Source organism: Chryseobacterium gotjawalense, from assembly GCF_030012525.1.
GTDB classification, from domain to species: Bacteria; Bacteroidota; Bacteroidia; order Flavobacteriales; family Weeksellaceae; genus Kaistella; species Kaistella gotjawalense.
In genome coordinates this window covers 2,714,525-2,728,217 of record NZ_CP124855.1, presented here as the reverse complement: position 1 = coordinate 2,728,217, position 13,693 = coordinate 2,714,525, and the positions used below count along the sequence as shown (strand labels likewise).

The 13,693-nt window shown below is 34.6% G+C and carries 13 protein-coding genes; 2 read left to right on the top strand and 11 right to left on the bottom strand.

Features of this window, described 5'->3' with window-relative positions; translation table 11 throughout:
* Positions 1-55: 55 nt before the first annotated feature.
* Positions 56-1,012, bottom strand: coding sequence for an acetyl-CoA carboxylase carboxyltransferase subunit alpha (locus tag QGN23_RS12485; protein WP_282904603.1), 957 nt, complete (start codon positions 1,010-1,012; stop codon positions 56-58).
* Between the two features lie 47 nt (positions 1,013-1,059).
* Entirely contained in the window at positions 1,060-2,571 is a 1,512-nt protein-coding gene (gltX, locus tag QGN23_RS12480; RefSeq protein WP_282904602.1) for a glutamate--tRNA ligase, read from the bottom strand.
* Positions 2,572-2,745: 174 nt separating this feature from the next.
* Here gltX and QGN23_RS12475 point away from each other — a divergent pair, with 174 nt between their 5' ends.
* Positions 2,746-3,090 carry a phosphomannose isomerase type II C-terminal cupin domain gene (locus QGN23_RS12475; protein WP_282904601.1) on the top strand — a complete coding sequence of 115 codons (345 nt, stop codon included), beginning with the start codon at positions 2,746-2,748 and terminating at the stop codon, positions 3,088-3,090.
* A gap of 84 nt (positions 3,091-3,174) precedes the next feature.
* On the opposite strand, the gene QGN23_RS12470 is transcribed toward QGN23_RS12475, so the two are convergent.
* The 4 genes from QGN23_RS12470 to QGN23_RS12455 are packed head-to-tail and all read right to left on the bottom strand — an operon-like array spanning position 3,175 to position 7,401.
* Positions 3,175-4,386: a glycosyltransferase family 4 protein gene (locus QGN23_RS12470; RefSeq protein ID WP_282904600.1), complete on the bottom strand. Its 1,212-nt coding sequence runs from the start codon at positions 4,384-4,386 to the stop codon at positions 3,175-3,177.
* A 4-nt stretch (positions 4,387-4,390) separates the two neighbouring features.
* Positions 4,391-5,377 (bottom strand): hypothetical protein, encoded by a 987-nt coding sequence (locus QGN23_RS12465; RefSeq protein WP_282904599.1) that lies wholly within the window; start codon positions 5,375-5,377, stop codon positions 4,391-4,393.
* A gap of 1 nt (position 5,378) precedes the next feature.
* Entirely contained in the window at positions 5,379-6,437 is a 1,059-nt protein-coding gene (locus QGN23_RS12460) for a glycosyltransferase family 2 protein (RefSeq protein WP_282904598.1), read from the bottom strand.
* Positions 6,427-7,401, bottom strand: a complete 975-nt coding sequence (locus tag QGN23_RS12455; protein WP_282904597.1) for a glycosyltransferase family 2 protein — start codon at positions 7,399-7,401, stop codon at positions 6,427-6,429. The genes QGN23_RS12460 and QGN23_RS12455 overlap by 11 nt, the downstream gene beginning before the upstream one ends.
* A 250-nt stretch (positions 7,402-7,651) precedes the next feature.
* Here QGN23_RS12455 and QGN23_RS12450 point away from each other — a divergent pair, with 250 nt between their 5' ends.
* A complete protein-coding gene (locus QGN23_RS12450) occupies positions 7,652-8,521 on the top strand; it encodes a hypothetical protein (protein ID WP_282904596.1) in 870 nt (289 codons plus the stop codon).
* Positions 8,522-8,666: 145 nt separating this feature from the next.
* Here QGN23_RS12450 and QGN23_RS12445 read toward each other — a convergent pair whose 3' ends face one another.
* The 5 genes from QGN23_RS12445 to accC form a co-directional block, all read right to left on the bottom strand.
* Positions 8,667-9,422 carry a glycosyltransferase family 2 protein gene (locus QGN23_RS12445; protein ID WP_282904595.1) on the bottom strand — a complete coding sequence of 252 codons (756 nt, stop codon included), beginning with the start codon at positions 9,420-9,422 and terminating at the stop codon, positions 8,667-8,669.
* Between the two features lie 37 nt (positions 9,423-9,459).
* Positions 9,460-10,215 carry a polysaccharide deacetylase family protein gene (locus QGN23_RS12440; protein ID WP_282904594.1) on the bottom strand — a complete coding sequence of 252 codons (756 nt, stop codon included), beginning with the start codon at positions 10,213-10,215 and terminating at the stop codon, positions 9,460-9,462.
* On the bottom strand, positions 10,212-10,991 hold the full coding sequence (locus QGN23_RS12435) for a glycosyltransferase family 2 protein (protein WP_282904593.1): 780 nt from the start codon (positions 10,989-10,991) through the stop codon (positions 10,212-10,214). The genes QGN23_RS12440 and QGN23_RS12435 overlap by 4 nt, the downstream gene beginning before the upstream one ends.
* Positions 10,991-12,241 carry an ornithine--oxo-acid transaminase gene (gene rocD / locus QGN23_RS12430; protein ID WP_282904592.1) on the bottom strand — a complete coding sequence of 417 codons (1,251 nt, stop codon included), beginning with the start codon at positions 12,239-12,241 and terminating at the stop codon, positions 10,991-10,993. The genes QGN23_RS12435 and rocD overlap by 1 nt, the downstream gene beginning before the upstream one ends.
* A gap of 95 nt (positions 12,242-12,336) precedes the next feature.
* Positions 12,337-13,689 (bottom strand): acetyl-CoA carboxylase biotin carboxylase subunit, encoded by a 1,353-nt coding sequence (accC, locus tag QGN23_RS12425; protein WP_282904591.1) that lies wholly within the window; start codon positions 13,687-13,689, stop codon positions 12,337-12,339.
* Positions 13,690-13,693 lie beyond the last annotated feature (4 nt).

Genomic DNA, 13,693 nt, shown 5'->3' with positions numbered 1-13,693 from the left:
AAAAAATCCTGTAATTGCTTACAGGATTTTTCTATTTTAATTTGGGTGATAGTTCCTAGCCTTTGAACTGACCCATCGCGATGAATTTCTCCTGTCGCTGAATTTCTAATTCTTTGCCGGTAAATTTAGAAAACGCTTTGATGTTTTGAAGAATAGAAGCCTTCAAATGATCATAAGCAACTTGTGGTTCATAATGCGCTCCACCAAGTGGTTCTTCTACAATTCCATCAATGAATTTTTCTCTTAAGGCATCTTGCGGGGTTAATTTCAAAGCATTGGCTGCATCTTCTTTATGATCCCAATTTCTCCAAAGGATTGATGAACAACTTTCTGGAGCAATAACTGTGTACCAAGTGTTTTCGAGCATATACACTTTATTTCCAACACCAATTCCCAACGCTCCACCACTCGCTCCTTCGCCAATGATATACACGAAAATGGGAGTTTTGAGCATGGTCATTTCAAAAATATTTCTGGCAATCGCTTCACCCTGCCCACGTTCTTCAGCTTCTAAACCAGGATAAGCACCCGGTGTATCAATTAAAGAAATTACAGGAATATGAAATTTCTCTGCAAGTTTCATTAATCTCAGAGCCTTTCGGTATCCTTCGGGATTGCTCATCCCGAATCTGCGAAATTGTCTTTCCTTGGTGGTACGGCCCTTTTGGGTTCCGATAATCATTACTCTCTGTCCGTCAATCGTGGCCAGACCACCAATCATTGCAGGATCATCCGCAAAGTTTCGATCACCATGAAGTTCTAAGAAACTGTCTTTATCGGTAATACCTTTAATAACGTCCAAAGTATAAGGACGATCCGGATGACGGGAAAGCTGCACTCTCTGCCACGGCGTAAGGTTATGATAGATTTCTTTTTTCTTTTCTATAATTTTATCTTCGATTTGCGAGCAGGCGAGTTTTACATCTACCCCACTTTCTTCGCCCACCAATGAACAGGTTTGATACTGATCCATCAGTTCTTTAATCGGAAGTTCAAAGCTTAAGTATTCCATTTTAATTATTAAAATTATCCTTCAAATTTAGTAAAAATTAAAGAAAGTTATTGAATATTATTCACTGCATTTTTTATCCTGGCGATAGTTTCTTCTTTTCCAAGGATTTGCATAATATCTGGAACATCCGGTCCTTTCAATTCGCCGACTAAAGTTAACCGAAGCGGCATCATTACTTTTCCCATTCCAAGTCCTTTGCTTTCAGCAAAATCATGAATATCCTGTTTTAAAGCTTCAGGTTCAAAGACGGAATCCTGTAACTTCAGTGAAAATTCAGTCATCACTTCTGCTGCCGTTTCGTTCCAGGCTTTCTTTACCGCTTTCTCGTCATACTGAGTTGGTGCTTCAAAGAAAAATTTGCCGTCATTATAAATATCTTTTGCAAAAACGGCTCTTTCTTTCATTAATGAAATGATTTTCAATAATTGGGCATCACTTGAGTTTGTAAGATTAATTCCGTCCACATTTTTTATCAGTCCTAAAACCTCTTCGTCGGATTTTGATCTTAAATATTCGCTGTTAAACCATTCTGCCTTTTCTTTATTGAATCTTGCACCCGCTTTATGAACTTTATGCAAATCGAACTCAGTAATCATTTCTTCTAAAGTCAGCACCTCTCTGTCATTGGCAGGACTCCAGCCGAGCAGGGCAACCATATTGATAAATGCCTGCGGCAAATACCCTTCTTCGCGGTAGCCTTTTGAAATATTTCCAGTTTCGGGATCTTTAAAATTTAATGGAAATACCGGGAAACCGAATTTATCACCGTCTCTTTTGCTTAATTTCCCTTTCCCTTCCGGTTTTAGAATTAATGATAAGTGCGCAAATTCCGGTTTTTCCCAACCCATCGCTTCATATAATAAATAATGCAATCCCAGGGAAGGCAGCCATTCTTCACCCCGAATCACGTGTGAGATTTCCATTTCGTGGTCATCGACAATGTTGGCAAAATGGTAAGTGGGCATTCCGTCGTTTTTCACCAAAACCTTATCATCTAAAGTATTGGTATTCACAGACGATTTACCGCGGATGATATCTTCCAGATTCAGGACTCTGTCTACCGGCATTTTGAAACGCACGACGTATGGAACTTTTTCATCTATTAATTTTTGAACTTCTTCTTTAGAAAGCGTCAAAGAATTTTTCAGTCGGTTTCTGGTCCTGTTATCATAAGCGAAAACGTCCCCGTTTTTTTCGAACTCATTTCTCACTTCATCCAGCTCTTCCGGAGTATCGAAGGCCAAATAGGCATAATCTGTTTTTAGAAGCGCTACTAAATGTTTATCGTAAATTTCCCGTCTTTCCGATTGTCTGTAAGGTGCAAATGGGCCACCATGTTTAGGACTTTCATCAGGAATGATTCCGCACCATTCCAGGGCTTCCATAATATATTCTTCCGCACCTTCCACATATCGGGCAGTATCGGTATCTTCTATTCTCAATACGAAATCACCACCTTTGTTTTTGGCAAAAAGATAATCGTACAATGCGGTTCGTACTCCTCCTAAATGTAAAGGTCCGGTTGGACTTGGTGCAAAACGCACTCTTACTTTGCTCATTTTCCTTGAAATTTTAAGGTACAAATTTAAAGAAAAAAACGGTGTTTCATCTGTTTATTTTTATTGCTTTGAATGGTCAGATGGAACACTTGTTCAATTATTTTCCTGTAGATCATATTCTGACAGGCGTGTTTCATAAAATTACTTATTTTTGCACTATAAATTATGCTGTATATGTTAGAAATTGGTGACAGACCGTGGGGGAAATATTATGTTTTGGCAGATGAACCTCATTATAAATTAAAGAGAATTGAAGTAAATCCGGGTCAGCGATTATCTTACCAGTTTCATCATCACCGACAGGAATTCTGGACAATCGTTGAGGGCGAAGCAGTTGTCACCTTAGACGGAGAGGAGATTACTGTAAAATATGGTGAAAGCATTCATATTCCTTTAGGAGCTAAACACCGAATTGAAAACCGCTCAACAGAACTGCTTATTTTTGTGGAAGTACAGACTGGAACTTATTTCGGGGAAGATGATATTGTGAGGCTGCAGGATGATTATGAGAGAAAATAAAGTAATGGATCTTTTTAAATTACAATTCGTCTTCAGGAGTAATAACTCAAGTGAACAAAGTCGTAACAGTTTAAATGTCATTGATTATGACAACAGCCTAAACAATTCTTCTTTCTGCGCATCAATAGAAAATGGATAAATTGCTTTTTCTGAATTTTGATGAAGCGTATTCCAAAGTTCTTTGTTTTTACAGATCGCTATAATATTATCTGCAAATTTTTGACAATCCTCGTTTCCTGCAATTAAAGCGGTGATTTCATTTTCCAAAAACATTCCTTCAGCACCAATTTCGGTGGTTATCACAGGAAGTGTATATTCCAATGCCTGTCCGATTTTACCTTTCACACCTGCACCAAATCTTAACGGTGAAACAGACGCAAAACATTTTTCATAATAAGGAATAATGTTTTCCACAAAACCCACCACTTCAAATTGAGCAGAATTCATTTCTAATATTGATTCTGGAGCTTCAGCACCAATGATGGTAATCTTAAGATTGGGTAATTGTTCCCAAACCAAAGGCATTATTTTGTGATACAGCACTTCAACTGCATCTACATTAGGATCATGCAAAAAACCTCCGATAAAGAAAATACCATTTCGTTTTTCAAAGGCAGGCGTTTCTTCAGGTTTTACTTTTAAGTTATGAACATTGCTTATCGTAAACAGTTTAGATTCCTCTACAAAATCTTTCATAAAATCCTTTTCCTTCTCGCTGATTACAGCAATTTTGTCGGCTTTTCTACAGAGTTCGGTTTCGATATATTTAAAATAAACAGCTTCCTTTGCTCTGTTTTTATCATACTTTATTTGCAAACCCCTTTCCATTCTTAGATAATGGATGTCGACCATGTCATAAATAACTTTAGCATTTGGTGCGTTATTTCGGAAAAAATCGACATAATCTCTAAAGACTTCCGGGCGATGAAGCCATACAAAATCAAGCTTGGGAATCAGTTTTTTTAAAAAATATTTCTTACCACGCATGACCCCATATTTATTGAGATAGGGAGTATAAATTGTTATATCATTGCTATTTAGGTTTTCGATATATTTTTTTGACTCTACTTTGGGAATCCTGTTTGCCGAATCCATAATGTAAACATTATAGTTTTTAGCCAAAAACTTGGCAATTTCGGTGATTCGGTTGGATGCTGAATCCATATCAAAAGTGGGAATCTGAGTGTCGATAATCAGAATCGTTTTTTTGTTACTATCAGGAACAATTGTTTTTTCTGATAAAGGATAATTTTTTTTGAGATAAATAAAATTTTTAATTTTTCTTTTAATTCCCATGCATTTACTCTTTAATAATTTTTTTTATCCAACTGCTAAATCCATATTTTTTCACAATTTTATCTGAAATTTCATAATACGGAATTTTGAGAAATTCATCAATATCCTGATAATTATTCTCTAGAACCAAGATATTGCTTGGATGATAGAATTCGTAATTTCTCACCATCTTATTATCTGTAATTACTTTTTTCTTATAATACATTCCTTCAAAAAAACGAATCGATAATCCGTCGTGTCGGGGATCAACAAAATCCAGAAGAACATCTGCTTTCTTAACAAACTCCAGGTTTTCAGCAAACGATATCCGTTTTTTTATATAGGTAATATTCGGATTTTTGTTCTCATTTTTATCAAATTCCTGCAAATAAAAATTGAGTGAAATATTGTTTTCGACAGCAAACTGCACAAAGTTGTCAATCTTTTTTCTTCTGTTTTCCCAATCTAATCCTACAAAATAGAAAACTGGCCGCATGTTTTTTTGAATGGGCTGGGTGGATTTAAAATCATCAAAATCAAAGTAAAAATTGGTTATTTTCTTGACGTTTTCTACATCTTTCACTTCTTCAAAACAAAAAAAAGAATCAAAAAGAGAGAAATAGTTTTTTACCTCTGGGAACTTTTCAATGCCGTCCCATTGATAAGCAATTAATTTAGAAGTTTTATTTCTGAATTTTTCAATAAATGGAATGGGAAACTCATCTGGGCGAATCACCAAAACATAGTCAAAATTTTGCTTCAAGTCGTCTGCTAATTTTAAAAATTCGTTTTGTTTAAAGTTGGCAACAAGTTCCTTTTTGAAGTTTTTATCTTTTAAAAAAGTTTTTCTAAAAAAATTCAATAGCCTTTGATTTCCTTTATACTTAAAAACGGGAATTTTATCGGTTATCAATGACGCTTGAAATCCAGATTTCTCCAAATTTTTCATAAAGAGTTCTGAAAAATCTGAATAATCCGGCATTACCAAAAGAAAAGTTTTAGGAGTCACCATTTTATTTTAAGAAATAAGAGACTTTAAATACGTTTACGATTTTCCTCAGACTATTCACCGGGTTACGGAAGAAATGTTTTTCAATAATACTAAAGGGTTTTAATGATAATTTATTAATAGTTTTGTAATAGAGGTCATTATTCTTTGAGAGAAGATTCTCTTTTGCTAAGGGAATGTAACAATCTTTTAAAGCTGATTCCAGTCTTGAAATTATTTGACCACTGAGTTTTGATCGCTCTCTAACAGCAAAATCAAGAAATATTTTTTTAATATAAACCGAATACCATTTTGCAATTATATTGAATTGTTCGTGTTGAGAATATTTTTTAATAATCTCCTCCATAACCTGTATATAAGATTCTAAATTTCTGTCACCTACATTTTTTGTAATAGAATCTTGATTATCAATTCTATAAAAATAAGTTTCTTTATTGATAAATTTTACATTTTCAGCTAACAACATGGTTTCAAAAAACCACAATTCATCTTCATGTAAAATGCCGGATTTGAAACGAAGCTGATGTTGATCAATAAAATCTTTTCTATATAATCTGTTTTGTGCTACTGGCGTAAGTCCTATTTCCATCGTTCTAACCAAAACTTCAAAATGACTGTTCTCGAAGGTGATAGTGCCTTCTTTGGGATGCAGTAATTGAGAAAGCCTGGTCATATTATTATTATTATTAGAAAAAGCCGCAGATGTAGTAATGCCGGTAACAATATCATTATTTTGAAAAGATGAAACCAAAGTGCTGATTGCATCGTTGCTCAAAATATCATCCGAATCCAAAAAAAACAGGAATTCTCCGTTTGCATTTTCGATTCCTTTATTTCTAGTAGCAGAAAGCCCAAAATTTTCTTGTGTAAAAACTCGAATTCGGTTCTCTCTAGATTCAAAACTCTTTATTAAATCCAAAGTATTGTCCTTGCTTCCGTCATTAATTAAAATACATTCCCAGTTTTCATAATCCTGTAAAATCACAGAACTGATGCATGCCTCAACATATTTCTCAACGTTGTAACAAGGGACAACAATAGATACCAGCGGTTTATTTATCATTCTTAGAAATTAATTTCGCGTATAGATTTGGGTAATAGTAGTATAATCTTAAATATAACCAATATTCCAAACCTATGTCTTTAAGGTGATATTTAAGAAAAGATTTAAAGGATTGTCGGATTTTTTCCTTTTCAAGCTGCATTTCCTCTTTCGTCGTATTTCGGAGAATACGCTTAAGAACCATCAGAAGTTTTCTGATTATATTTTTTGTGATATTTTCTTGATTTTTGAGCTGTGTTGTACTTTGACAAAATTTAAATACATCCATTATCGCCAAATAAAAATAATAGGCGGTTTTCGGGGAAAGATTGTGCGAAAGACTGTCTGCATGTTGTAGGTAATGATAAAGCTTTTCATCCGATCTAACAACCTTTACCGCTTTGTCGAAAATTTTGAAAAGTGTTGAATAATCTTCAAAACATTTCAAATCTTCAGGAAAGCTTACATTTTTTAAAAAGGTCGCTTTGTATAGTTTGCCCCACGGGTGGCTTTGTATAAATTTATCTTCCAGTAAAAGAACTAAAGCTCTTTTTCCATCAAATACCTTCTCGCTAGAAATAGGTTTATTAAAAATGACATTTCCGATTTCATCTTCATAAGAAGCTTCTATAATAGCAATATCCGCATTTTCGGTAATAAGTAAATTATAGAGCTCGGAACAATAATTGGTTTCTACCCAATCATCAGAATCTACAAAACAAATATATTCTCCTATAGCTGCTTTTACTCCTTTGTTTCTTGCTTTCGAAACGCCATAATTGTCCTGTCTGAAAATTTCGATTCGGTTATCTTTTCTTTGAAATTCTTCATAGATTTTCGAACTCCCATCAGTGGAGCCATCATCAACAATAATTATTTCTAAATTATTGTAAGATTGTTGAATCACAGAATTAAGACATTTTTCTAACGTCTGTTCAGCGTTATAACAAGGAATGATTAGACTTATTAATGGATAATTATTCATGAGAATTGCAACTGGCTACTACTTGAATTAACGAAAATTTATATAGGAAGATTAAATCGCTTCTTTATCCTTTTTGCATAAAGCAAAGACTTCAACAGTAAGCCACACTTGCTAGATATTTATTCTGCAATTTAATTGAAAATATCAAGCCAAACAAATTTTTGATATCCGCTGTTTTACACTAAATTTGACCAGTTAAGTACCAATTTAAAATGGTATTAAAGGCTTTTAAATAAAAAATTTCATCAACATGAATATTGTATACTTAGTATTTGGCAATAATATGGATCACTATCAGCAGGTATATTTTTCAATATACACTTCCTCGGCTTATAAAAATGCTGAAGATAGAATTATAGTTGTTGCTGAAAACCCTTCATTGTTTAGCTCTTTAGAAGGTAATATAGAAATAATACCAATTAACAGAGATGTTATAAAAGAATGGGAAGGAAAATATAATTTTTTCTGGAGGGTAAAAATTAAAGCGCTTCAGTTGATTGCCCAAAAATATCCTTTAGATTCCATCCTATATTTAGACGGTGATACTTTCTTTTATAATAACATGGATGCGCTACGAAATGGTATGAAAAATGGACAAAATTTCATGCATATAGAAGAAGGAAAACTTTTTGCACTTTCTTCGAAAACCGAAAAATTAATGTGGACGCAGATGAAAGGCAAAACCTATCATAATACTAAAATTGATGAAAATTCTGCAATGTGGAACGCAGGACTGATTGGGATTTCTAACAAACATTTGGATTGCCTGGAGGTGACTTTAGGAATTAATGATGCGATGTGCGCGGATGATGTACCACGAAGACTTATAGAACAGTTTGCCTTTTCTCTGGGACTGAACGAATACTCTGCGTTGCGACCTGCGGCTCATATCGTTGGACATTATTGGGGAAATAAAAAACAATGGAACCAGATTATTGATCATTTTCTGAAAGAATGCTTTATGAAAAATTATTCTTTTGATCAAATCATAGAACACGTGAAAGAAATGAATCTTACACAAAATCCGATTCGGGTAAGGGAATCCAATACTCAAAAAAAACTAAAAATGTTTATCGATCAATTTTTTAAAAATAAAAGACCTGTTTACGTAAATAAATAATATTTTTTGCAAATAATTCAATCAACTCATTAATAGAACGTTTAATATTTTCAGATTAAATTTTCAACTATATTGTTAGCAAATCACTAATTCCATATAACAAAAAAATGGCCGAAATTTCTTCGACCATTTTTAGATATACTAATTAATTATTGTTTTTCAGGGTTCTGTAAGTTTCACTCACATAAAGGCTTTGGAGGTAACTTATTTTCAGTCCAGTAATTCCATCCAAAAATCCTAATTTTAAAAAATAAGTTTTCATAAACTTTAATGCAACTTTTCCCCAATGAGTAATGATTGAATATTTCTTTCCTTTATCGGTAAGTTCACTTCCTTTTAATAAACCATAATAAAGCATTTTCTTCTTGAATTGCTCAAAATTTTCAAAAGAATAATGAATTAATTTGTTTTTTAAAATACCGGTTGTGCCTTGTACTTCGAGTGTTTCATGTACTTTTTTATCGGCGGTATACCTGCATTTGGTTCTACGAAAAAGTCTAATGTTTTTATCAGTTTGTGTTCCCGAAAAACTCACCGGTTTTCCGCCAAAATAAAATTTTCGATAGAAATAATAAGCGTCCTTTTTATCGGATTTATTCAATTCCGAAATAATCTCTTTTTGCAGTTCCGGCGTAATCCGTTCGTCACCATCCAAAAAAATGACCCAATCATTTTTCGCGGCATCCAAAGCTATATTCCGTTGCTTTGTAAAGTCTTCGAACTGATGCTGGATGATTTTCACCTTCGGATTCCGCGAGGCAATTTCTACCGTTTTATCCGTGCTGAATGAATCTACAACAATAATCTCGTCACAAAATGTAAAGCAATCCAGAATTTCCTGAATATTTTTTTCTTCATTAAAAGTGATTATTAAACCACTTATTCTCTCCGTAAGCATCATTTTTTTATTCGTCTTTGATTAATTTACGTGTAAAGAATCAAAAAAACTTCAGTTTTCCCAGTATTAATTTAATTTTAAATTTTTGCAGCGAGTCCCCACCTTTGATATCGATTCTGCAAAGTTCGTAAGGTTGGGCATTTGGGAAATAATTTATTTTATTGCCAATTCTTACAGCAAAGTCAATGCCTAATTTCTTTAAGGTGTAAAAAAGCAGATTTTGATTCTCTTTATTTTTAGCATATTTTCCGTACGGATAGGCCACAATTTTAGAATAATTAATCTGATGAGATTCCAGAATCTGCATATTCGCTATTAAGTCTTTCTCAATTTCACGGATGTTCAATGTCCTGAAATTCTGGTGCAGATGACTGTGAAGCGCAATTTCGAAAAAATTGGGATTAAGATTCTTAAGGTCTTCAAAACTCATCATTTTATTTTCATGATACCCATTTTCAATAAAGCCTGTGGAAATAAAAATGATTGCTTTAAGGTCGTATTTTTCGAGAAGAGCCGGTAAAAACTCATAATTATTGTAATAACCGTCGTCGAAAGTAATGATGATTTTCTTTCTGGATTCGGACTGAATATCTTTAAAAAAAAGCGAACGGTATTTTTTTTCACGAAGATATTTAAACTGCTTTTCAAGATTTTCTACACTCACTGTAAGTTCATCTTCAGCTTCTTTCTCCACCTTATGATACATCAGAATAATAAGTCTGTGTTTGGGAAAAAGATAAAGATAAAGGCGAAAATAGATAATAAACAAAACTAAAATAATTACAAGAAATATCATTGTAAAGATTTTTTTTCGAGTTTGCTCCGTCTTATTATGCTGTAGAGTTTGATATATTTCATAAAATTATAAAAAGCCATCGTTCGGGCGATATAGAAACCCGCGAAACCATCCAGAAATCCAAACTTAATAAAGTAAGTTTTGAAAAACTGAAAAGCAGGATTTACAATTACTTTCAGTTGGTTTACTTTTTTGCCCCTTTCAAACATTTTTTCAGCCATCATATCCGAGTAATTATTCATTTTCGAAAGATAATGATGGATGTTTTTGTAAGTATAATGATTAATATGTCCGTTTAAACGGCCTTTTTTGCTGTCGGTCATCAAATATTCATGAACTTTGTCGGAGGAATATTGTGCACTGCTTTTTTTGAAAAATCTTTCGCGGTACACTTTTCCCCAACCTCCATGTTTTATGAGACGCGTGCCAACATAATTCTTGAATTTAATTTCATAAACATTAAATTTGGAATTTCCCGAATCCACAATTTTTCTGATGGAATTTTTCAACTCCGAATCCGGAATTTCATCCGCATCCAAAAAGAGAATCCATTCGTGGGTACAAAAATCTAAAGCATAATTTTTCTGTTCGCCGTAGCCGTTGAATTTCTTTTCGAAAAATTTCACATTAGGATATTCCGAACAGCGTTCTTTGGTTCTATCTTTAGAATAACTGTCAACAACAATAATTTCATCAGCGATATCATTCACTGAATCCAGATATCTTTTAATATTGTCTTCCTCGTTATAAGTTATGACGGCGACCGAGACTCCCATTATTTTTTATACTCCAAAACGGTTTTTTCGATAATCGAAACGCAGTCCAAAAGCTGTTCTTCAGTAATCACCAAAGGCGGCGCCAATCTAATAATATTGCCATGAGTCGGTTTTGCCAGTAAGCCGTTTTCTTTTAATTTCAAACAAAGATTCCAGGCGGTAGAACTTTCCGGAGAATCATTAATGAGAATTGCATTTAATAAACCTTTCCCACGGACTTTGGTAATGAGTGAAGTTTTCGCGATCACTTTTTCAATTTCTGAACGGAAAAGATTCCCTAACGATTCAGCTCTTTCAGAAAGTTTCTCCTCTTCTACAACATCCAGTGCAGCAATCGCAACCGCACAGGCAATCGGATTCCCACCGAAAGTAGAACCGTGTTGACCCGGTTTTATCACATTCATAATTTCGTTATTTGCCAAAACTGCCGACACAGGATACATTCCGCCGGAAATTGCTTTTCCTAAAACCAAAATATCGGGTTGTACCTCTTCGTGATAACAAGCGATCAATCTTCCAGTTCTTGCGATTCCGGTTTGGACTTCATCTGCAATGAAAAGAACATTGTATTTTTTACATAATTCCGAAGCAGCTTTTAAATAACCTGCATCCGGAACGTAAACTCCGGCTTCACCTTGAATAGGTTCTACTAAAAATGCCGCGATATTTTCTGCATCATTTTTCAGAGTTTCTTCTAAAGCATTGATATCATTATAAGGAATTTTTATAAATCCTGGTGTAAAAGGACCATAGTTTTTGCTGGCATCAGGATCATTAGAAAAAGAAACGATAGTCGTGGTTCTTCCATGAAAATTATTTTCACAAACGATTATTTTCGCTGCATTTTCAGAAATTCCTTTCACTTCATAACTCCATTTCCGGGCTAATTTTACTGCGGTTTCAACTGCTTCTGCACCTGAATTCATTGGTAAAACTTTATCAAACCCAAAAAGTAAAGTTATTTTCTTCTCATATTCTCCCAAACTTGAGTTATGGAAAGCGCGCGACGTTAAAGCTAATTTCTTAGCTTGATTTACTAAAGCACTGACAATTTTCGGATGAGAATGCCCCTGATTTACCGCAGAATAAGCGGAAAGAAAATCATAGTATTTTTTACCTTCAACATCCCAGACAAAAACGCCTTCACCTCTATCCAAAACCACAGGAAGCGGGTGATAGTTGTGTGCGCCATGTTCGTTTTCTAAATCAATATAATACTGAGAATCCTTTTGTTGAATAGCTTCTGACATTTTTTTTCTTTTTACAAATTTAACGATAATAATTGAAAAGTATTGAAACAAAAACTGCCTCAAAAAGAGGCAGCTATTTTTAAAACTGAATGATATTAATTATCAAACTTTTTATCCATTTTGAAATCTTCCATGAATTTCGTGGTATAATTTCCCGCGAGGTAATCTTCGTTCTCCATTAACTGTCTATGGAAAGGAATGGTTGTTTTCACGCCTTCAATATAAAATTCTTCGAGAGCGCGTTTCATCTTGGCAATAGCTTCTTCCCGGGTTTGTGCGGTGGTAATTAACTTTGCAATCATCGAATCGTAATTGGATGGAATCGAATATCCTGAATAAACATGGGTATCTACACGAATACCGTGTCCACCCGGAATATTCAGCCCGGTAATTTTTCCCGGTGATGGCCGGAAGTCATTGAAAGGATCTTCAGCATTGATTCTACATTCAATGGAATGCAGTTTCGGAAAATAATTAATCCCCGAAATAGCAGTCCCGGAAGCTAAAAGAATTTGTTCCCTAATTAAATCAAAATCTACAACCTGTTCTGTAATTGGGTGTTCTACCTGAATTCTGGTATTCATTTCCATAAAATAGAAATCACGGTTTTTATCCACCAGGAACTCAATCGTTCCTACTCCTTCATACCCGATATATTCCGCGGCTTTTACAGCAGCATCACCCATTTTCTGACGAAGTTCATCGGTCATGAATGGTGATGGCGTTTCTTCAGTTAACTTCTGATTTCTTCTTTGTACCGAGCAATCTCTTTCTGATAAATGACAAGCTCTTCCATATTGATCACCGGCAATTTGAATCTCGATATGACGTGGTTCTTCAATAAGTTTCTCCATGTACATTCCACCGTTTCCAAAAGCGGCAACCGCTTCCTGAACTGCAGATTCCCAATGCTCCTTCATATCTGCTTCTTTCCAAACAGCTCTCATTCCTTTTCCACCACCACCTGCAGTTGCTTTAATCATCACCGGATAACCGACTTCTTTCGCAATTTCTATGGCGTGTTCGTAAGAATCAATAAGACCTTCTGAACCGGGAACACATGGCACTCCAGCTTCTTTCATGGTCGCTTTCGCGTTCGCTTTGTCTCCCATTCTGTCAATCTGCTCAGGAGATGCACCAATAAATTTGATACCGTTTTTCTGGCAGATTCTGGAGAAATTTGCATTTTCTGACAAAAATCCGTAACCGGGATGAATTGCATCAGCATTGGTAATTTCCGCTGCCGAAATAATATTGGGTATTTTAAGATAAGAATCTTTGCTCATCGGCGGTCCTATACAAACTGCTTCATCTGCAAACCTCACATGGAGACTGTCCTTATCCGCAGTAGAATACACGGCAACGGTTTTAATTCCCATTTCTTTGCAGGTACGAAGGATTCGCATTGCAATTTCGCCGCGATTGGCGATTAATATTTTTTTGAACATCTGT